This is a genomic window from Ruegeria sp. BHSC029, from assembly GCF_059613085.1.
On the sequence record NZ_JBXWRU010000010.1, the window covers coordinates 1 to 21,100 of the forward strand.

The window sequence follows — 21,100 nt, forward strand, 5'->3', positions numbered from 1 at the left end:
CAATGCAGGCTTCGAAAAGCAGATGGGAGGCCGTGCCAAACTGGAAAGCTACATCGAGCAGGCGATCCCCATGAGTCGATGGGCGACAGTTGAAGAGATTGGCCATGGGATTGTCTAATTAGCTTCAGATGAATCCGCTTTTATGACGGGGCAAGCCCTGGTTATCGATGGCGGTGAATGCATTTAGTGATGGGTTAGACCGCTCAGGAGAATGTCTATCGCCGCAATTCATTTTGGCGAGCACATTTCAGTCCGCTTTGGGCTCACTGCCGCCGAATGCTTGAGCAGAAAGGCCCTTGTTGGGATTGGACATGAACCGGCCATCGACAGCTCTGGCCAAGAGGTTGATCCTGCGGCGTTTCCGATGATGAGCTGCCGTCCGTGTCCCAAAAGCCGAGGTTCGGCTTGGTGGCGGCGAAATCTTGGTGAGAGCCCAACATGCCAGTTTTCTGCTCGGCGGCGAACGTCGGCTTCACAACGTTCCAACTCACCTTTGAACCAACTCATCTGAACAGTTGTTGAACGATTTCGCGGGCGTAGGCGTGAACCCAAACCTCTGCTTGGTAAGAGGACGAGTAATAGACCACTACCGTGTCAGTCTCAGGGGACACATAACGTCCTCGCCGGGACGTGAGCAGAGCCATTCCGCTGTAGGTGTTGCACCGCTGGATCAGCTGATTGCGTCGTCTACATTTGGAAGGCTCACCTCGCGAAGCTCCATCATGGGGCGGCCGATGTCGACCGCGAAGACAACCATGCACCCGGCAACCGATACTCAAAACGCAAAGAGACTTGATCTAGGCTGTGCGATTAGACAACACCTTCAGAGCCCTGCGAAAATCAATACATCCTGACCCTAAAAATTTGTATTGTTTTCAAACCACTCACCACGGCCGCAGTTGGTCACTTTCGCTCATTCTGACCTATCCAACGGGGTTCTATCACCAGCACCTTGTCAAAGGCCAATCGTTGGCTTGAGTTATCTTCCTACAATAGATTTGTGAAAAAATTCATTCATTGTAAGGTATTGATAGATCGACGCACTCGCACCTAATCTGAAGGACGCTAAGAAATTCTGCAGTAGTCGTGCCATTGATTGCGAAGATGGACTGAACCCGTGTGAGAGAATACATGACGCAATTCAATCTCCGGAACGTCGCCAGAACAACGGCGTCAATAATACCTACGGTTTTGTCTGTTGTGTTGCTGTCGTCTTTGTTTCTTGGGGCGGCACGGGCACAACAGTTGGATCATACGGATCCGTATCAGAATTCAATTTCTATTTCGAGTGACCCAGACGTTCACGACAAAGTTCTTGCCCGGCATTTAGTGGCTTTGGGCGTAGACGATCTTACAGAAATTGCAGACGTTTGGCAGCGCCGCGTCCAAACAAATCTCTCTAGAATAGCCGAGGGTGTAACACTGCTGGATACCGCAGCAGATGATCAAGTTCCTGAACTTGTTGCAGAAATAAAAGCCGTAAACCAAGAGAATATTGGTTATTTTCAAAATTACATGATCGTGGTTTACGCTTTGGCCCGCAAAGGTGGACCAGAAGAAGAAGTGAAAAAACACGAGGACTTCATCTGGGGCTTCATAGGTGAACTTATGCTGTCGTACCAATGGATCACAATCGCACATCTATCTTGGGACTGGGTGCTATCTGGGAAAGGCGGGCTTAGGGCGCTAAGCGGTTTATTTCAAGCGATTCTAGTTCTGATCGCGGCTTTTATTCTCGGGAGCATTCTAAAAAGAGTGTCTGGCAGATGGCTCCGAAATCGAGATGAAGAAAATGAAATTGCGGCAGTCGTCGTGCCGAATGTTGTGTGCTGGGGCATTCTACTACTCGGATTTCTCTTAGCCCTGTGGGGGCTCGGCGTAAATATCGGTGTCACAACTGCCGTTATCGGTGGTTTTGGATTTCTGATAGCCTTCATGATGCAGAATCTTTTTCAAAGTGTGATTGGTGGTTTTCTGCTTCAAGCGACTAATCCCTATTCAAAAGGCGACGTTATTTCGATCAATCAGATCGTGGGAACAGTTATCGACGTGAATGTGATTTCGACAAAGCTCAGAACTTTTGACAATCGCCTTGTTCAGATCCCAAATCAGTCCATCTGGCAGGGGTCTATGGAAAACCTTACCAAGTACCGTGTGCGCCGCGTCGATCTTGTATTTGGGATTGGTTATAAGGATGACATTGAAAGCGCAAAGGCGGTCCTTAACGAAATGGTAGTTGAAGACGAACGTTGCCTCAGAAACCCGGAAACCCGGATTTTTGTCGGTGAATTGGGGCCTTCATCCGTGAACGTTTTTTGCCGGCCATGGGTGCGAACCGATGACTACTGGGATGTACTTTGGGACCTGACAGAGACTGGAAAAACACGCTTGCAGAACAAAGGCATCTTTATCGCATATCCGCAGATGGACGTGCATGTTCACACCGGAAATGAGCCTTCGTCTGCTGATTGAACGAAATCATTAGCAACTGTATTTCTCAGGGGGTCTGAGCCGACCAGTTTTGCCGAGATTTGAGGAGTGCGTTTGCGATTGTGACGAGCTTTCTGGCGACTGCTGTGATGATGACTTTGTGTGGCTTGCCCGCGTCGCGCAAACGATCTGCGAAGATCTTGAGATGCGGATTGTGATGACTCGCGACGAGAGCAGCCTGGAACATGATGTGTCGTACCTGTCGCCGTCCGCCACCAATGGCGCGCTTGCCGCGCATCGCACCGCTGTTGTGAGCAATGGGAGCCAGGCCCGTGAGCGCAGCAGCTTGTTCTCCCGAGAGTTGGCCCAGTTCTGGCATTTCCGCGATCAGCATAGTGCTGGCAACGGGGCCGGCCCCGGGGGCAGAACGCAAGATACCAGCGGTTTGTGCAAGGCCCTGATCTGCGGCGATCGTCTGCGCAATCTGGTCTTCCAATTTACCGATCTGTCGATCCAACAGCGCCCTCAGCTTAGCATCAACTTCAGTGAATATCCCATCCGTTCCCAACTTCTCATGCGCCTTGATCTGCGCCAGAAGTCTCTTGCGCGTCTCGACAAGTTGCGCACGCTTTGATGCCAAGGCTCTGAGAAGGCGCAATTTCCCATGTGGCAGTTCGCGCCCTGCGTCTGGTCGAAATGCCATGAATCGCGCAATGAGTTCCGCGTCGATCCGATCCGTCTTGGCGCGTGTGCCATGGCTGGCAGCGAAGGCTTTGATCTGAGCTGGCGGCAACTGCCGAGTCGCGATACCGGCTGCATCCAGCGCGGTCCACAGACGCCATTCCTGCCCTCCAGTCGCCTCGAAACAAACAAGCGCGTGCGTTGATTGTGCCAGACCAACAAGCTGCGCGTGGCCCTCATCGCTGTTCGGGAGCCGCAACCTACGAATGTCCGGCAGACAATGAACGTCAAGCCAATCGCGGCTGACGTCTATGCCGATGATCTGTTCGTGTGATACTTTGTTCATACCCTCTTCCTTCTGCTCCGCGGTCCAGACCGGCCGCATTCAACTGTTCGAGACGATGAAGAGAGACGGTGCTGGCTCGCTAGGAAACGTGGTCATGCCACAAGGCTCAGACGCCATACACCGCCCCGTCAGTAACCTCGGCAAAGGTTGCTGACGGGGGTTAAGTTAGCAAACTCGAGATACAGAAGGCTCAGGACCAACAAACCTCGCTCGCATAAAGTGATCGGCTGGCTGCGCGGAGCTGCAACTTTTCAATTCGGGCACAGGTCTGCCTTGGTTCAGGGGATTTAGGCTCGCAATGTTTCGCCGCCCCGGATTTCCGGAGCGGCGGTTGTCATGTGATACTTGGAGGGGTCGGTCTAGGTTTCAGGAGTTCGCGTTGCAGGTCCCCCATTTTACGTCGCCATTGCCATCATTGGCCTGCTGGATGAGGTCGGCGCAGACAGGACCGTCGAAGGCCTTCGTGTCCTCAATGTTGAAAGTGATCGTCTGAGCCGTATCCATGGCGCGGGTGCGAATATCCCCATTGTCCAAGTTGTACTGGAAGCTTACCCAGGTGGGGTAGTCATCGCCTGCGCCGTTGTCCTGCGGGTCCTGGATGTTCAAGGGCACGGTCACCGAGTAATCGAAGGCCTGCTGGATGCGGCCCAGCGTTTCGGCGTAGTTCAGATCGCTGTAATCCTGGTTCATTGACGTCCAGAGCATCCGGACATTGCGGTTGGCCGACCCGATGTCGGCAGGGATGCCTTGCCCCGACGGATTGTTTGCAAGATCAAATTGGGCGGCGTACTCGCGCTGGTCCTGCTGGAGCGGGCTGTTGACCATGACCCGCAGATCGCTGTCGGTATCGCCGGTGTAGACGACCTCCAAGCCACCTTCGTTGAGCTGGAAGAGTGCAATATGGCCGCTTTTGTCGACCGCCGAGAAGTGCACGCCGTGGTAGCTGTCGCTGCCGCGCATTTTGCTGCCCCATGCGATCTGGAACTCACCCGCTTCGTGTCCGGCGACGACCTCGGCCACGGTGGCGTAGTTCTCGGCGATGAATGTCGTCAGGTCTGCCATGTTGACCGCTGGCGCACCACTATCCTTATGCTCGGTAACGAAGGGTTTGGAGTCGTTCATGTAAAGGCCCATGGCGCTCAGGCCCTGGTCGTTGATTGCCTCGGCGGTGACACCGTGGAATGTCTCGTGCTCTTCCATGGCAACCGTGTGATACTTTACGGTCCATTCCTTTATGTTGGCGTATTCGGCAACATCAGAGGAAGCGCGGGCTTCGCCCTCCGGGTGGACACGGGCATAGGCGCCAAGACGGCTGCCGCCCCAGTCCAGCGAACGGGTCACGATTGTGCCATGGTCCGTGTCGGCAACGAAGCGCGAACAAGCATTGGCTGTGACGGCAGTGGTGGTCACAGTGGCAGCCAGGATGGCGGTGATGGCGGTGGAGGTCCAGGAGCGGTTCTTGGTGCTGGAGGCTTTCATCTTTCTGTTTCCCTTCGGCTTTTGCGGATCTGTCCGCGTTTTCGATGATTGGGACTTAGCCAACGGTGTGATGAAGCGGGACGTCGACAACTGTTAACAACAGTTGGGCGATCAGCGCCGAACGCCAACCGATCCACCCGATGGGGAGCAATTTTGCAAACAGGTTGCAAGCGCGGGCTTGCGGCTTAGAGTTTAGGGGTTGAAGCTACAGAGGCTGACCATGAGAGACCAACCGAGCAACGAAGAGATAGCCCAACAGCTTGAGAAAATCCTGGCATCGCCTGACTTTACGGCTGGCCCAAGGATACAGAAATTCCTCGCCCACATTGTAAACGAAGAGCTTGAGGGTCGGGGCGAGTTCCTCAAGGGTACTGCTCTCGCGATGGATATATTCGGACGCGGCGCCGATTTTGACTCAAACAATGACTCCATTGTCCGAATCGAAGCGATCAAGCTGCGCAAGGCAATTGAACACTACTACCTGACAGCTGGTGTCGCCGACGAGATCATAATCACCGTTCCGAAGGGCAGGTATCGCCCGCAGTTCGTGCGGCGCGCGGTAGAGGAAAGCAAAATCCAAAAAAGCATCCCGCGTGGACTACCAACACTCGCAATCTTGCAGTTTGAAGGTGCGGACTCCGAAAAAGCCCTGATTTTCCGAGAAGGGTTGCCTGAAGAGATCGCGCTCGAGCTCGCCCGCTTTGGCCAGATCAAAGTGTTGTCAGGTTGGCACACCGACCACTCAACGCGGGAGGTGGGGCAACAAGAACTGATAGAGAGTTCAGACTACATCTTGAGAGGCAATGTCCGGGAGGCTGGTGGGAGCCTGCGTGTGTCAGTTCAACTCGACCGAAACCCTGGAAAAGCTTTAGTCTGGTCCGACAGGTTTCGCGTTTCCGGAGATTCAGAAGATCCCTTCGATGTGCAGGAACAAATTGCACGGCAATGCGCGACCCGTATGGCGGACGCCTACGGCGCAGTCGCCGAAGATCTCAATGCGCAATACTCCGGGAGGCGTGCGGAAGATGCAGGTGTCTTTGAGGCCCTTCTGGCGTTTCATGCACACATGCGGACTTCACGCCGATCCAGTCTCGAAGAGTTCAGTGACCTCATCGACACCGCGCTACGCGACAATCCTTCGAGCGGGTTGGCCCACGCGCTCAAGGCCATTGCACTAATCGAGGAAGCAGCTTTGGGCGCCCGGTCTGCGGAAGATGTTGTCTCCGATGGAAGGAGCCATGCAGAAACGGCCATCGCGTTGGCACCTAACTGTCAGGAAGCTCTCTACGCCGCTGCGAGTTTCGCGCGATTTCACGGTGAGAACACCCGGTACGCCAACCTGATAGAGCGCGCTATCGAGGCGAACCCGAATGCCACGTTGTTGACTGCGATGGTGGGAGGTTGGCTCGCCGCAATCGGGGACACGCAAGAAGCGACAGCCATGATCGAAGGCGCAAGAGAACACAACCCGCTACTGCCAATCTGGATCAACATCCCTTGTGCGCTCGATCCCTTCATGCGGGGCGAATACGAGGTGGCCTCGGATATGATCAGCGAGGTGGATGGCCGTGACAATCTGTACGACTGGATGCTGATTGCCGCCATGCATGCAATGGCCGGGCGAATAGATATGGGGAAAAAGGCTCTGGCGGCATTCTTCGAGGCCGGGGTCGACCCAGAATATTTCCTGCGTTCGATCCCGCTTGCGGAGCCTGTCGCAGGACGCATCGAGCAGGGGATTAGCGCTCTACTCTCCGTTAAATGATCTCCAACCGAATGCGGACGTTGGAAATTGGCGCTGTGTTTTGCTAACGGCTGCCCCTTCCGTCAGACGGTGGAAAAGTCGTCATTCTTGACGTTCGATATGGCGGTTCCAACCGGTGTGAGCCCGTGATTCAAGGGCGATGGGAGGAACGCACGTGTCGCATCTGTTTTGGCTCAAGTCAGACCACGTGAACCGCATCAAACACCTTTTCCCGAAACCTCGCGGGGGTGGACGATCCGACGACCGAATGGTGCTTAGCGGTATCATCCATGTCATTCGAAACGGCCTTCGGTGGCGAGACGCTCCGGCGGATCATGGGTCGCACAAGACGCTCTAAAATCGTTTTGTGAGATGGTCTCGCATGGGTATCTTTGCCCGTATCTTTAGGGAACTGGCTCAGCCAGGACAGGATGGTGAAACCATCATGATCGACAGCACTCACCTGAAGGCACACCGAACAGCGTCAAGCCTCTCAAAAGGGGGGCTCGAACGCGTGCCATCGGTCGCACAAAGGGCGGTTTGAACAGCAAACTGCACACGGTCTGCGACAGACGTGGATGGCCACTGACGTTCTTCCTCTCATCCGGCCAGATGAGCGATGCAAAGGGTGCTATGGTGTTGCTGGGCAGCCTTCCACGAGCCAAATCACTCTTGGCAGACAAAGGGTATGATGCAGACAGGTTCCGTGAGGCGCTTGCCGAACGCGGCACCGAGGCCTGCATACTGGCGCGACGTGGTCGAAGAAACCCGGCTGAACATGACACCAAGCTATATCGTCAGAGCCATCGCATCGAGAATCTGTTTGCCAGATTGAAAGACTGGTGCCGTATCGCGACGCGCTATGACAGGTGCGGTGACTTGTTCCTGTCCGCCATATGCCTTGCCGCGACCGTCATTTTTTGGTTGTGGGATGCTGTAACGGGGCCTGCGTCACGCACGACCGTTGCCACTTGCCAGATCAGCACCGCGCTGTCGCCATTCCCGTATTGAGCCCACATGGAGGATGACGGGATGAAATCATTTGTTGGACTGGATGTATCGCTTGCGAAGACCTCTATTTGCGTGATCAGCGAACACGGCCAGATTATCAACGAAGCAGAGACTGAAAGTGAACCCGTAGTTCTGGCGCGCTGGTTTGATGAACTTGACGGCAGCATCGCTGCGAGTGGCCTGGAGGCCGGGCCACTGTCGCATTGGCTGCACCGTGGGCTGACCGAAGCTGGCCTTGATGCGGTACTCATGGAAACGCGCCAAGTGAAAGGTGCATTGAAGGCCATGCCGATCAAGACGGATCGGCGCGATGCCGAGGGGATCGCTCGGCTGCTTCACCTTGGCTGGTTCCGCCCGGTTCACTGCAAATCGGTCTCGGCTCAAGAAACCCGCGCCGTTCTCGGTGCCCGCAAAGCCATTCAACAAAACATGATCGCCTTGGAAATGTCGCTGAGAGGACTGCTGCGGAACTTTGGCCTCAAGGTGGGCGCGATCTCTCGCGGCAGATTCGAGGCCCGCATTCGGGAATTGGCAGATGGAAATCCCATGCTGGAAACCGCGACAGCACCAATGCTGCGTGCCAGAGCATCTCTGCGACAGGAACTGGCCGGTCTCGAAAAGCGCGTGCGCAAGTTGGCTGGGGATGATCCAGTATGCCTACGCCTTATGTCGATGCCTGGGATCGGTGCAGTAGTAGCGTTGACATTCCGTGCTGCGGTCGATGATCCGGCTCGCTTTCGGTCGTCAAAGAGAGTTGGTCCCTGGGTTGGTTTGACGCCTTCACGCAATCAGTCCGGTGAACGGGACCTGTCAGGCGGTATCACCAAAGCTGGTGACGTGAATCTGAGGCGGGCGTTGTGCCAAGCCGCAACCGTCATGATGAACCGTGGCCGGTCGACTTGGTTGCGAACATGGGGCGCCCAATTGGCTCAACGCCGCGGTCGTAAAATCGCAATGGTTGCTCTCGCACGCCGCATCGCTGTCATACTTCATCGGATTTGGATCGACGGCACCGAGTTCCAGCCCGATGAGGCACCGAAAATGACCTGACCTTGTCGTTGCCTTACCCGTTGCCTGCTTGAGCGCGGGCTTTCGAGGTCCCCCAGGGACGTGGTTCCGATGATGCCGTGGTCAGGACTGTCGCTATTCTTTGCCAAGCACGCCTATGAGATGGGCACATCGGAATTACATCGAACCAGCATCATGTTGGCAGCCATCGCGCTGACCACGAACCGAAGCAAGTACCCAAAGGATCTCAGCCGAAAGCCGCTAGAAAAGGCGGAACGGACACTAACAATACCAAGGTAGCCCCTCCGGCGGATCAATTGTTATACCCAAAACCGCTTGACTGAAGCGACCCCGTTACCGAAGTCCTGACCGTAATGAGTTTCTCGTGTCCGATTTCACACCAACCCAGACCCGGTCAAAAAATACTTAATAGCGTCAACGATGTAAGCGCACCCTAAAACACCAAACAAGAGGGGTACGAGCCAAGACGCGGTAGTGCTGATGAATCGGTTGAATGATTTCAGGCTATCTACGATCGAGCCCCCCATTAGTTGGTAAGCAAGCGGAACCAACAGAAATGGAATGGCGAAGGCGATATTGTAGATCAGCAATCCAGCTAGCTTGGACTGGACGTGAAAACGATACATCTCATTTATGAAACCAACGTAAGGAACCGCGAACGGTATCCCGACTATGCAGATGCTTGCGCCCATGAGAAATGAAGGCAGAACTCCTTCTTCTTGTCGGATAGCTTCAGACTTGCCCGATTGCTTTTTCATTGAAGCATTTATGCTTAACGTAAATGCAAGTGTAAGAAAGACTATTCCCAGTAGAAACCCAACTACAAAGTAAATTGGTGTCGGATTCACGAATGTATCAATGACAAAGTCTACCACCGGAGCAATGAACTCTGCCAACCCGTAAACTATCAAAACTCCAATCAAAAAATATGCAGCCGTATGCCCTAGTATCAGTGCAAGACTGCTTGCAATCGGCTTCGCGCCGGTTAACGCGATAGCAGTCGCTGCCAAAAGGACTGGGCTGACCACGTCAACAAGCAGTATAGGTATTGCAACGATCCATACATCATTCATCTAATAGCGCCTTTTGGTTTTATCGTAGCAGCGCCGAAAGCAAATATCTGACGACGGTTTGAGACTAGTACCAAAGTTGAGAAACTGGAAAGACGCCCCAGCTTGGCACAAAGGTCAGAATCCTCGAATAAAATTTTCCGATACCTATGAAGGCGATGCGGCTTTGTTGCGCAAAGGGCAAGAAGCCCAGACGTCCCCTTTCCCCAGACGCACTTATCCAACGGGCTCTGTGACAGGTACGCCGAGCGCGGTGTAGCCGTTCAGCACGGCGGCTCGGATCTGGAGTTCGGCGACCTGACTATCGAAGTCGCGCGCCATGAGGCTCTGCCCCAGTAGCTTCACGCAATGCATCTTCGTCTCGGCGCGGCTTCGGCGGTGGTATCCGCTCCACTTTCGCCAGAGCGCGCGGCCGAGGTATTTCGATGCGCGCAGGGCCTCGTTCCGCGCAATGGCGCCCGCGGTCGACGGCTTCCACGGCTTGGCGTTCTTGCGTGGCGGTATGACGGCATGGGCGCCCCGGTCGGCGATGGCGTCGTGGCACTTGCGCGTGTCGTAGGCGCCATCCGCGGTGACCGTGCCGAGTTCCACATCAGCGGGGAGTTGGTCAAGGAGTTCCGGCAGCATGGGCGCATCGCCGACGTTGCTCCCAGTGATTTCGATGGCTCGAATCTCCAGCGTCTGTTCGTCGACACCGATGTGGATCTTGCGCCACAGACGGCGTTTCGCGCCACCATGCTTGCGGGCGTGCCACTCGCCTTCGCCCTCGGCCTTGATGCCGGTGCTGTCAATCAGTAGGTTCAGCGGGCCCTGCGAGCCACGGTAGGGGATGGTCACGGCCAGAGCCTTCTGGCGCCTGCTCAGCGTGCTGAAATCCGGCACCGCCCAGTCGAGGTCGACCAGGCGCAACAGGCTCTCCACGAACCCGGTCGTCTGCCGGAGGGCCATGCCGAAGAGCACCTTCATCGTCAGGCATGTCTGGATCGCGGCATCGCTATACTGCGGCTGCCGGCCTTGCTTGCCGGTCGGCGGCGGCACCCAGGCCATGTCCGGATCGAACCAGATCGTCAGGGAGCCACGCTGCTTCAGCGCTTCGTTGTAGGCCGGCCAGTTCTTGGTCTTGTAGCTCGGCGGGATGGGTCTGCTCATGTAGACCAGCTACCACGCTGGATTCACGAGATGAATCCCTAACTCAGTCCTTTGCGCAACAAAGCCAGGCGATGCCATAAAGGCACTACGAGCACTTTAGGGTCAACTCCCTCGTGTCCAACGTCTCTCCAACAATACTCAAAAAGCTCTTAGCGTGTTCGTCTAAAGCGTCTCTCAGGGATACCGTTGGAGACTAAAACCGTTAACTGTTTTCCAACTGTAAATTACCTGCATCACGAGCGCGCCCATTCTTAATTCTTTTTTTTGTGAAAAGAGTACGAGGCGCGAGGCATGCAGTCTTTCAAACTTTTAAAGTTACTGAGAAAGCAATATCCTTTGACCACTGCATCGGCCCACAATCTGGTCATGCGAGCGAGCGAGTTGAAGCAGGCGCGATTGCACCAAACCTGGATCGAACTGCATGGTTCTAACAGAGAGCAGTTAGCGTTTGAAAGTGCGCTGCATGATACTTTGACTTGGGCTGCGTATGAAGCACACGCACGTAACGAAGAGGAGTTGTTGAATATTTTCGCAAATTTTATGGCCCTGTTTTTGCACGCCTGTCCAAGTTGGAAAAATGTCCGGCACGAGATCATCGACTATCTGAAAAATGCCAGCACTAAAGATGTATCCGCGTTGCTAGATGCGATTGAACGCGTCCAATGTGAGCGGTCTGCCCTCAAACGGCATGGTGTGACAATGTCATTAAACCGCTTTTGGGTTGACCAGTTTTAATCCCCCCCGGACTCTTTGATGAGTTTCCCGGAGTATTTGCCGCGTAAAAAAGTTAGCCCGGCACGACGCTGATTTTCACCGGACAGAAACATTGGTTGCGTCGGTTCAACTAACAGATACACCGGAGTTAAATAGGGTCGGGACCCTAGTGTTGAGCTTTCATGGCCAACAAGCATCATTGGCACGCCGTGTTCATTCTGCGGTCGAAGAGGGAAAGAATATGTGCCGCCATCACCATTACCAGCCAAATCAAAGACGAGCTGATATTTTCGGCAGCGGCAAGTGGCAAAACCGCAAACCCAAATAATATTGAAACGAGGTCACTTGCCTGCCAGCCATCGGAAAGGAGGTCAGGCAACAAACCAAAAAAGCTGCCGAACGCGCCTGCAATGAATGTTGACAAAAGTCCGCCAACCAATGCTGTGACCCATCCTCCAAAGCCTGAACGACCAAACATTGGAGCCAGCAGAAACCCCATGAACGCCCCACCTATGGTCATTGCGATAACATAGCGTATCACAAGCCCGAAATTCTGTTTTGCCCAATCGTCACCCAACCCGCCGGGAAGGTCGCGAGAAAGGAAGAGCAGGAATAAACTGGCCCCAATCACGGCCATTACCAATGTTGCTGCTCGTCGTGGTGTTTTTTTTGGGGATTTTGCGACTGTCATTCAATCGGTCCAATTCGAGTGGGATTTTGAAGGGCGCGAAAGGAAGCGGCTTTGTGGTACGGTATTTTCGCAGATACTGGTCAAGCGTATCAATGTACTTGTTAGATCATACAATAAAACGCGAGCGCGAGGCCAATGAACGGGCAGGGGAAATGTATCCTTGCCCAACTACCTGGAACTGTAGCGCGTATATGTCGCTGTGAAATGCTCAGGCGCTGCTCAATCGTATCAAACGGAAACAGTTGACGACCGTGGCGAGCAAGTCACCGCCTATTAACAAATAAACAAATTTGATTATGATCGCCTTACAAAGGCAGCGAGGTGTTCCATTATGAAGCGGTTTTGGCAAGTTCTCCTATCTTCAAATTCAGCACGTGCATTTTTCCCTGTTTCGACACATGTTTCAGCGGTTCTCGGCGCTCTGACATTCATTGCAGTTTCGATAATCGGCGGCACAGCGGCGGCTCAGTTTCCAATTGCGGGAAGCTACGGGTTGGGTGGCGGGTTGGGACAAACCTCTGCTGTACTGCCTCCTCAGGGAACCAGGGTAATCGAAAATGGGTGGATCAACTACGATATCCAACGTTATGTCGATGACAACGGAGATGACATCGGTGCACCCACGCCCACAGTCAACGCGGCCCGGTTGACCTTCAGATATGTTTTTCGTGACGTCAGGATACTCGGGGCCGATTATGCGGCAGGCGTTGTCCTGACTTACCGAGATCAGATATTGCGGCCTGAACCCGGGTCGGGGACAGACTACCATCTGGGAGACACAGTTGTCACACCAATCGCGTTGGGGTGGCATCACAATACCTGGCATTTTCAAACGTCCTACACCTTTTGGGCCCCAACCGGAGAATTTGAAGCGGGTGGAAGCACCAACACCGGCAAGGGCCTGTGGAGCCACATGCTGTTCGTGGGATCAACATGGAAGCAGGATGCGAGCTTGCCTTGGGCGGCAACGTTTCAGGCACGTTACGAAACGTTCGGACGGCAGAAAACCACCGATATTCGCCCAGGTGACGTCCTGTCATTGGAGTTTGCTTTCGGAAAAGAAGTCGCCCGGGGCTTCAATCTGGGGCTTTTAGCAGCAAGGTCATTCCAGGTTTCAAGGCAAAGCGGGACGCCCGGAGGTAATCCCTCAAAATATGAGATCAATCTGGTCGGAGCCGAAGGTGTCTGGAAACCCAAAGATCTTCCAGGCGCTCAGATCGCCTTGCGCATGGGGAAGGAATTTGACAACCGAAACACGACGGAAGGCTTCGCGACCCTGCTGTCGATTGCCTACGCATTTTAACAGGTGTGCGTGGGGTCATTCGGTGAATCGTTTTCCTTCAAAGGCAAAATGAGAAAAGATCGTGCCTGCGTGGCGATTTTGGCTATGAGTGTAGGCTGTGCTGCGACAGCGCAAAGTACTGATCCGGACGCTTCAGAAGCGGCGGCACGCGCAGCATTGTCAGTTTTGAGTATTGCTGCCACCCCAAACGAAACAATGTCTTCTTTTTCCTTTCTAAGGGCGACTGGCGACACGAAAAGCTTCAGATCAAGCCAACTCCGAGGCGGGTATTACCCACTCGGAAATGGCTTATATCTTGAAGGGCTTGTGGCTTATCAGAAATACAACCCGGTGCTTTTCTTTCCAGAAATTGCACCTGGTGTCGATGTGGACGTGACCTGGGCAAGTGTAGCGGCAACCTTTGGTGTAGGCTGGGAGTTTCCGTTGAAAAATGACTGGCGCATTCGTCCGGTCGGGCATGTATCATTCGGCCATGTTACGGCTGATGCTTCAATTATTAGCTTCCCGTTGCTTCCGGTCAATTCGCAGACGGCGGATTCAGTTGACGGAAACCTGAATGCACTGGGATTAGGGGCATCTGTCGCAGTATTCAAGGAAGCACAAATTGGCCTTTGGCAGGCAGAATACCGATTTCGCCAAACGTTTCTGGAGTTTCACCCAATTGACGAACCACAAGCCGGTGGGGCCAAGGCCAACTCCAACCAGACGACGCTTTTTTCTCGCCATCGCTATCCTTTGAAAGATGTCAGGTTCTTCAACTTGGCCACTCTCCTCGTTTTGGACGCTGGGCTGGTGTATTATCATGGGGATGCCGCAAAGGTTCTGGACACTGATTGGTTGGCAACTGCCGGCGTCGGCATCGAGATTGACACAACCGGAGTTGGTATTCCATCGGTACAAGCCGGGCGGATCATGCTGAATGGTATAATCGCCGAGGATTTTGACGGATTTTCCATAGGCTTGGGCCTCAGGTTTTAGCGTCGCGCTCAACTTTGAGCTAAAGATAATGTTCGGACGTAAGATTCCCTGATGGAATCCAGATTTACAAATCTTGTTAATTTTTTGCGATTTACCTCAGCTTGGCAGATTAAACGAAGATTTTGGCTCATTTTCGAATGAGGAGCAGGATCGCCACCTCCAATATTGGATCACAGTGCCTGAAAAGGTGCGTTGCCAATTGCAGATACAAAGTCGGAGCGTCAGTCATGAAGACCGAAGCGATCAGTGCCGTTGAAGTAATCAGCATGCATTTGAACAGACATTATGAAGCCGATCAACGCGCAGATGCCGTTGTCGAAATGCTTCTTGAAAATGAAATCTCCAGCTGGGACTTTTGGCCCTTGCTGCAAAATTTGTGGGGTGGGTTTGAAAAAATCGACCACACTATGTTTGTTCACGCTATGGGAGCTGAAAAACGTAAGTCAAGTTGGACACCTACCGCTAAGTGGTGCCTGCTTCCCAGGGAAATTTCGATATTTCGCGGGCAAAGTCTTGGTAAAGAAGTTGGACTATCTTGGACAACCAGCTTTGACGCTGCATTGGATTATGCGATCAGGTTTGGTTGTCTGACAAACAAAACTCCGGTCATTCTCGAAACCAAAATTCCGAAACATGCAGTGGCTCTGGTCATCGACGGTTGCGACCAGAACGAATTTGTTTTGTGGAAAGCACCGCAGATTTCAGACTGCGCGATGACCCCAGTTCCGTCGATTCACTAACCTGTCAGGGGTGCGCCCCGAACGTGCCCCGGCAACCAATGCGAACGGCAATACAGGGCCTTTCAGCTTTTTTGCAGTTGAAACTGCCGCGGTGTTAAACCTGTCCAGCGCTTGAAGGCAGTTGAGAATGCAGCTTGTCCCGCAAAGTCCAGATAAAACGCAACCTCACCTATTGTGAAGCCGTCTTTCAGATACGTTTGGGCAAGGTCGCACCGGATGTCATTGACGATATGGCGAAAACTCAAACCCTGCTCGCTAAGACGTCGCGATAGTGATCGCGAGCTGAGCCCCAGATCGGTTGCTACCTGTTGTAGATTAGGAATCCGCCCGGGCAGTTCGTTCAGCAATAGGGCTTCGACCCTATTGCTGATGCCCGACTTTAGACCCACCCTCTCTTTCAACAGGTTGTCCCCGTAATCGGTCAGATGCTTTTTAAGAGCCGGGTCGTAGCTTGAAATTGGCAGATCAAGAGATGAAAGCGGTAGAATAACTTCTGTTCTTTCGGAGCCAAAGAGAATGGCACAGCCAGCAGCTTTTTGTATTTCGGGCCCTGCGGATTTGACTACATGCTGAAACCGAACCTCTAATGGGTAGAATTGGGTGTTCGTGACAACGCGCATCAGAGAAATCGCCGAGAAGATAAGGAATTCTGTCCTCCGGTGAAATTTAGTGAGACCACCGTCAACAATTTGTAGCTGAAGTGAGGCATGGTTTCCCGATACAACCAGCGAATAGTCAATAGTGTCGTCAATCAGAGCGCCGTAATGTGAAGCGTTTTCAATTGCCTCTCTTAGATTTGGTGAATACTTTAAAATGTACCAAACGATGTCGCGCGGAGAATTGAAACCCAATCCGGCGATCGTGGCAAAGACTGGCATTTTCAAGTGATCGCAAGCTAGGCGGACAAACTGACCCTCTTTGTAAGGGTCAATTAGTTTCGCTGGCTTAATAAGATCGCTGCGTGTCAAACCGGAGTCCTGTAAAACGTTTTTAAAGGTACGGGCATCTGACAGCCGTTCCTCGAACATCCGGGCAAAATGCCGAAGCCATGCGTTATCGACGCCCATGAGCATTTTCCTTCAAGTGCGCAGCGGTCCTGATGCAGGATAATACTCGATTGTTTGTTGGCGGCAATTCGTGCGCCACTTGACGACGCTCTTACATTGCTAGACCCCGGCTAATATGTTTCTTGCGATTTGCCGGGGCCAGGTTGTGATGGACTGAACGTCAGAAGCGGTAGTTGACCCCAAACGTAGCAGTTGTCGTTTCCAGGTCGTACTGACCATCAGAGCTGTCAAACCTTTCTTGTGTGACCTCACCAAATATCGAAACGCCGTCAGATATTCGGTGTTCCAGCCCGGCACCAATTGAGGAACCCCAACGGTCATTAACGTCTCCGCCCCGGACATATGAGGGCCCGGCGGTCACGTAGGCCAAGGTGTTGCCAAAGGCATATCCTCGCTTTTCACGGGGACAAAACGCATGGTGGGACGGCTCGCAGCCTCACAGATGGCCTCCGCATCGGCGGCATCGTTTTTCTGCCGCTTCACAAACGGTTTTACATACGCAGGTGGGATGAGCCTGACATCGTGACCAAAGCGACCAATCTCCCTGCCCCAGTAGTGCGCGCTAGAGCAAGCCTCCATCGCAACCACGCATCTCGGCAGCGTGGCAAAAAACTCAAGGACCTGACCTCTGCGCAGTTTCTTCCGAAGAACAGGGTGACCTGAGTGATCTGCTCCGTGCACCTGGAAAACGTTCTTCGCCAAATCCAGGCCAATCATGCTAATCTCTTCCATAGACGCCTCCGTTCAGGTTGTTTGCAAACCCACAACGGCACATCGAGGCCAGCGGGGGCGTCTACACCTTCAGAGCCTCCTAAACATAGCGGTGGACCGGTTCAGTTGGGGAGGCTCGGTTCCGATTTTTTTATGCAAATTGATATTCCTCACGTATGATGGAACCACTAACAGGGGAGACACAAGATGAAGTATATTTCTGCCAGTGTACTGGCGCTATGTGCCAGCATTGCTCATGCCCAGGATGCCGCAGACCTAGTTTTGAGAAATGCTTTCGTTCTCACTATGGACAAGGAAAATCCCGAGGCACAAGCCGTTGCCGTACGAGGCAATCAGATCGTGTATGTTGGCGACGTGAACGGCGTGGAAAGCTTAACCGGCGAGAACACCGAAGTTCTTGACCTGACCGGCAAGATGGTGCTCCCCGGCTATGTCAGCGCCCACGACCATGTTCTTGGCTCCGCGTGGTCGACACTAGGCGTCGATCTGAATGCGGCAAAAGACAAAGAAGAAACACTGCAGATGCTGCGGGACTACGTGGCGGAAAACCCGGATCTGCCGATCGTTGTCGGCCAAGGATACAATGCAACCCTTATGGGGGGGGCGCCGACTGCCGCTGAGTTGGATGAAATCATCCCCGACAAGATCGCGATTATCATCGACTTCACCATTCACGACGCTTGGCTGAACACCAAGGCGCTCGAAGCCGGAAACATTACTAAAGATACGCCGGACCCGGTGCCGGGGGTTACTTACTGGATCAGGGATGACGACGGGAACCCATTGGGCGTCGGCAAGGAAGGATCGTGGTTTCCTGTCTATACGAAGGTCGCTTGGGATCCCGAGCGAATGATCGAGGAAAGCCGCGAAAAACTTCAGCCGCAAGTGGTCGCAGGCGGCACAACAACAGCACTGATTCCTGGTGTTGTCACTCCGAATTTCACAAACGCACCTGGCATGTTCGATGATTTGGAGATTTCCATGAAGGTGCTTGAAAAAGCGCTCGCCGACGGTGATTTGCCAGTGCGAACGTTTGTTCAACCGGCCTACAAGGACGCGACAGCCGATCCGGTTGAATTTGCGGCGCGGGCACGTGCAATGGCCGACAAGTACAACGGTGACTTGTTTCGCGTACATGGCATCAAGTTACACCCCGAAGGGACATGGAGTGCCGGCGCGGTTCTGATGCTGGAGCCGTTCGAGGGAACAGACAATATAGGCATCTCGGCGGTGAAACCGGATCAGATGAAAGAGGTCGTCAAGGCCGCAAACGACCAAGGTCTAGATGTTTTTGCCCATGTTGAAGGGTCGGGCACTGTGCGTGGGATGATTGACGCGATCCTTGCGTCGCGCGACTCCGGCAACGCGGACGAGCGCAATGCGCTGCATCACTATCAGATCGTTCATCCTGATGACCAGCAACGCATGATCGACAACAGCATTCCGGTAAACATCACTCCGATTTTTTCGGTGGATTGGGCTGGGCAGGATCAGGACTTTCTCAGCATGTTGGGTGACACGCGGACGAACGAGCGTGTTTCTCAATACAGGCCACTGGCCGATGCCGGGGTCAGCGTCAGCCTTGCAGGAGATTACCCATCCGCGCCGATGTCGACCAATAGTATGCTCTATCAGATCTATACTGCGGTTACGTTCAAGAACCCCCTGGACCCTGCGAACTCTAAGAAGTTCCCAAATGGTGCTGCCCCGCTGGACCTGATGCAGGCGATTGAGGCCGTAACAATCAATCCTGCTTGGCAATTGAGAATGGAAGACAAGCTGGGCTCCCTAGAGGTGGGGAAATTGGCCGATATTGTGATTCTGGACCGAAACATTCTGGAGTTGGATAGTCCCGAAGAGCTGCTGACGACCACGGTTCAAGCAACGATTATGGATGGACAATTCCGCCATCGGGATGGACTATAGTCGCGGCCAATACGACCGAAGTTCAGAGGCACTCCACAAGGTCTTGTCAGAAGAACTTTCCTTGAACAGGGCAGGGCGGTTGCATAGCATTTAGGAATGACCAAACCTGCCTCCTTCAAATACTTCAAAACCAGCCCCGAAATCATCCGCCTGGCGGTGATGCTGTACATCCGATTTCCACTCTCGCTTCGGAATGTCGAAGATCTCCTGCATGAACGTGGGATCGATGTAAGCCATGAGACAGTCCGCTATTGGTGGAATAGGTTCGGCCCGATGTTCGCCGCTGAGATCAGACGGAAGCGTGTGCAGCAACTCCGAACCTTTTCAAATTGGAAGTGGCACGTGGACGAGGTCTTTGTGAAAGTTAATGGCAAACGGCATTATCTTTGGCGCGCTGTGGATGACGAAGGCGAGGTGCTGGAAGCAGTTGTAACGAAGCGCCGTAACAAAGCTGCAGCACTGAAATTTCTCAAGAAATTGATGAAGTGGCACGGCTGCGTCGAAGAGATCGTCACAGATCGCTTCGCTTCCTACAAGGCTGCCCTAAGAGATTTGGGTGCTCTCGAAAAACAACAGACGGGCAGGTGGCTCAACAACCGCGTCGAGAATTCGCACCTTCCTTTCCGACGGCGCGAACGTGCGATGCTGCGTTTCAGGCGCATGCGAAGTCTACAGAAATTCGCCTCCGTCCATTCCTCCGTGTACAACCACTTCAACCAGGAAAGATCGCTAGCCAGCCGAGACTCCTTCAAGCAGACACGCACCGCCGCTCTTAGCGAGTGGCGTCAACTTTGTTCCGGATAGGTTCGCGGTTTTCGCGGTAAACTGAGACTGGTTCGAATTCGTCTGACAGCACCCGCGTAGGGATGACGGTACTATCACGTTTGTGGCAGACGAACACGAAGCGGTGACGCGAAATCTCCCTTTCGGTCCCAAAGCTTTCGTGCGCGCACGGTCATCTTGGCAAGATATGGGTTCTGGAGGTCTGTTTCGCCAACAAGAATGACCAGATGCGCCTGTGCACGTGACGCAGCTACGTTCATCAATCGGCGTCCGGTCTCGCTATTCAGAAAGGGGCTCCCAGCATCCACTGGATCGAAGATCACGATTTTTCGCTCGCTGCCTTGCGCCCGGTGAACCGTACTGACCCGGACTGCCCGTTGTCCCTGGCGGCCAAGCATCGATCTGATCAATGCGCGCTGAGCACGAAATGGTGTTAGGATCAAAACGTCGTCAGGTTCGACGTAGGATCCCAACAGCTCGTGAACCAGGGCCGCGGCAATTTCTGCCGATGCGTACCGGATCTTGCCATTATAGCGCTTTGACCAAGTGGACTCTCCGGCGCGGTCGTCCACGAGAACGCGCGGTATCTCTCGCCCGTCTAGAAACCACGGAGATCGAGCCAACTTCCATTCGGGATCTCGAGCGGCTTTTGGGCACACCACGAGTTCATCACCGTAGAAAGTGTGCGAAACAATACCGCAGACGCCTTGGCACATTCTGGACTGCTCATTCAGAAAGACGCTTTGGGCGTCTTTGAAAACGTCGAACGCCGTCTTGCCCAGGACAGCCTGGGCTAACGGATCAGCACTTTGAACGATTGGTGCCAGCTGTTGAGGATCCCCGGCAAAGGTGCAGCATTTCGCCAAACTGGCGACCATCAAAGCCGCGGGCAGCATGATCTGACTAGCTTCGCCAGCTATCGCAAAGTGCCAAGAGCCGCCGCCTGAATTTGCCACGCTTTCGAAGTGTAAAATCAGAGGGTTGGTCGTGATCGCGACCACCCGTGATGTTGCGGAAATGTGCGCGACGTCGGTTTTCAGTTTCGCCCGGGCAGCATCCAGCTTCTCTTTCCAAAGGACGTATCGTTCTATGTCGTTCTTCGGGGGTTCCTCGAGTTCTAGGGTCAGGATGCATTGATTTTCGCTTCGTTGCGTGATTCACGGCTCGAAAAACGGAGCGGTGTCATGAGCGACCTTTATTGGCTAACCGGCGAGCAGATGGCCAAGC

Annotated in this window: 17 protein-coding genes and 3 pseudogenes; 11 read left to right on the forward strand and 9 right to left on the reverse strand. The window is 53.7% G+C overall.

Annotated elements, in window-relative coordinates:
• Positions 1-187, forward strand: a pseudogene (locus AC2FML_RS18725) (SDR family oxidoreductase); the annotation flags it as partial.
• Positions 188-1,131: 944 nt separating this feature from the next.
• Entirely contained in the window at positions 1,132-2,472 is a 1,341-nt protein-coding gene (locus tag AC2FML_RS18730; RefSeq protein WP_496784058.1) for a mechanosensitive ion channel family protein, read from the forward strand.
• A 25-nt stretch (positions 2,473-2,497) separates the two neighbouring features.
• On the opposite strand, the gene AC2FML_RS18735 is transcribed toward AC2FML_RS18730, so the two are convergent.
• Positions 2,498-3,457, reverse strand: coding sequence for an IS110 family RNA-guided transposase (locus AC2FML_RS18735; protein WP_496784059.1), 960 nt, complete (start codon positions 3,455-3,457; stop codon positions 2,498-2,500).
• A gap of 366 nt (positions 3,458-3,823) precedes the next feature.
• Positions 3,824-4,936, reverse strand: a complete 1,113-nt coding sequence (locus AC2FML_RS18740) for a linear amide C-N hydrolase (RefSeq protein WP_496784060.1) — start codon at positions 4,934-4,936, stop codon at positions 3,824-3,826.
• 220 nt (positions 4,937-5,156) lie between these two features.
• Between AC2FML_RS18740 and AC2FML_RS18745 the strand changes: the two genes are divergently transcribed.
• The 3 genes and pseudogenes from AC2FML_RS18745 (at position 5,157) to AC2FML_RS18755 (ending at position 8,741) form a co-directional block, all read left to right on the forward strand.
• Entirely contained in the window at positions 5,157-6,701 is a 1,545-nt protein-coding gene (locus AC2FML_RS18745) for a hypothetical protein (RefSeq protein ID WP_480638456.1), read from the forward strand.
• A gap of 154 nt (positions 6,702-6,855) precedes the next feature.
• A pseudogene (locus tag AC2FML_RS18750) lies at positions 6,856-7,607 on the forward strand (IS5 family transposase); the annotation flags it as partial.
• A gap of 105 nt (positions 7,608-7,712) precedes the next feature.
• The gene (locus AC2FML_RS18755) at positions 7,713-8,741 is read left to right on the forward strand and encodes an IS110 family RNA-guided transposase (protein ID WP_480638454.1); all 1,029 of its coding nucleotides are present in this window, start codon (positions 7,713-7,715) and stop codon (positions 8,739-8,741) included.
• A gap of 353 nt (positions 8,742-9,094) precedes the next feature.
• Here AC2FML_RS18755 and AC2FML_RS18760 read toward each other — a convergent pair whose 3' ends face one another.
• Positions 9,095-9,793, reverse strand: coding sequence for a hypothetical protein (locus tag AC2FML_RS18760; RefSeq protein ID WP_496784061.1), 699 nt, complete (start codon positions 9,791-9,793; stop codon positions 9,095-9,097).
• 213 nt (positions 9,794-10,006) lie between these two features.
• Positions 10,007-10,939: an IS5 family transposase gene (locus AC2FML_RS18765; protein WP_496784062.1), complete on the reverse strand. Its 933-nt coding sequence runs from the start codon at positions 10,937-10,939 to the stop codon at positions 10,007-10,009.
• Positions 10,940-11,230: 291 nt separating this feature from the next.
• On the opposite strand from AC2FML_RS18765, the gene AC2FML_RS18770 reads away from it, so the two are divergent.
• Positions 11,231-11,674 carry a hypothetical protein gene (locus AC2FML_RS18770; protein ID WP_480638451.1) on the forward strand — a complete coding sequence of 148 codons (444 nt, stop codon included), beginning with the start codon at positions 11,231-11,233 and terminating at the stop codon, positions 11,672-11,674.
• Between the two features lie 175 nt (positions 11,675-11,849).
• On the opposite strand, the gene AC2FML_RS18775 is transcribed toward AC2FML_RS18770, so the two are convergent.
• Complete coding sequence (locus AC2FML_RS18775) at positions 11,850-12,344, reverse strand: hypothetical protein (protein ID WP_480638449.1); 495 nt, start codon at positions 12,342-12,344, stop codon at positions 11,850-11,852.
• Positions 12,345-12,675: 331 nt separating this feature from the next.
• Between AC2FML_RS18775 and AC2FML_RS18780 the strand changes: the two genes are divergently transcribed.
• The 3 genes from AC2FML_RS18780 to AC2FML_RS18790 all read left to right on the forward strand — a co-directional run bounded on the left by AC2FML_RS18780 (position 12,676) and on the right by AC2FML_RS18790 (position 15,365).
• A complete protein-coding gene (locus tag AC2FML_RS18780) occupies positions 12,676-13,647 on the forward strand; it encodes a SphA family protein (RefSeq protein WP_496736543.1) in 972 nt (323 codons plus the stop codon).
• A gap of 48 nt (positions 13,648-13,695) precedes the next feature.
• Positions 13,696-14,625, forward strand: coding sequence for an autotransporter domain-containing protein (locus AC2FML_RS18785; RefSeq protein ID WP_496736540.1), 930 nt, complete (start codon positions 13,696-13,698; stop codon positions 14,623-14,625).
• Positions 14,626-14,852: 227 nt separating this feature from the next.
• Positions 14,853-15,365, forward strand: a complete 513-nt coding sequence (locus AC2FML_RS18790) for a hypothetical protein (RefSeq protein ID WP_496736539.1) — start codon at positions 14,853-14,855, stop codon at positions 15,363-15,365.
• Positions 15,366-15,427: 62 nt separating this feature from the next.
• Here AC2FML_RS18790 and AC2FML_RS18795 read toward each other — a convergent pair whose 3' ends face one another.
• The 3 genes and pseudogenes from AC2FML_RS18795 to AC2FML_RS18805 all read right to left on the reverse strand — a co-directional run.
• Complete coding sequence (locus tag AC2FML_RS18795) at positions 15,428-16,432, reverse strand: AraC family transcriptional regulator (RefSeq protein ID WP_496784063.1); 1,005 nt, start codon at positions 16,430-16,432, stop codon at positions 15,428-15,430.
• A gap of 160 nt (positions 16,433-16,592) precedes the next feature.
• Positions 16,593-16,793 (reverse strand): outer membrane beta-barrel protein, encoded by a 201-nt coding sequence (locus AC2FML_RS18800; protein WP_480638462.1) that lies wholly within the window; start codon positions 16,791-16,793, stop codon positions 16,593-16,595.
• A 26-nt stretch (positions 16,794-16,819) separates the two neighbouring features.
• Positions 16,820-17,164 (reverse strand): annotated as a pseudogene (locus AC2FML_RS18805) (IS110 family transposase); the annotation flags it as partial.
• A gap of 186 nt (positions 17,165-17,350) precedes the next feature.
• On the opposite strand from AC2FML_RS18805, the gene AC2FML_RS18810 reads away from it, so the two are divergent.
• Positions 17,351-19,090, forward strand: a complete 1,740-nt coding sequence (locus AC2FML_RS18810; RefSeq protein WP_170442136.1) for an amidohydrolase — start codon at positions 17,351-17,353, stop codon at positions 19,088-19,090.
• Between the two features lie 96 nt (positions 19,091-19,186).
• Positions 19,187-19,894, forward strand: a complete 708-nt coding sequence (locus AC2FML_RS18815; RefSeq protein WP_496784064.1) for an IS6 family transposase — start codon at positions 19,187-19,189, stop codon at positions 19,892-19,894.
• 74 nt (positions 19,895-19,968) lie between these two features.
• On the opposite strand, the gene AC2FML_RS18820 is transcribed toward AC2FML_RS18815, so the two are convergent.
• Positions 19,969-20,874, reverse strand: a complete 906-nt coding sequence (locus tag AC2FML_RS18820; RefSeq protein ID WP_496784065.1) for a DEAD/DEAH box helicase — start codon at positions 20,872-20,874, stop codon at positions 19,969-19,971.
• Between the last annotated feature and the right edge of the window lie 226 nt (positions 20,875-21,100).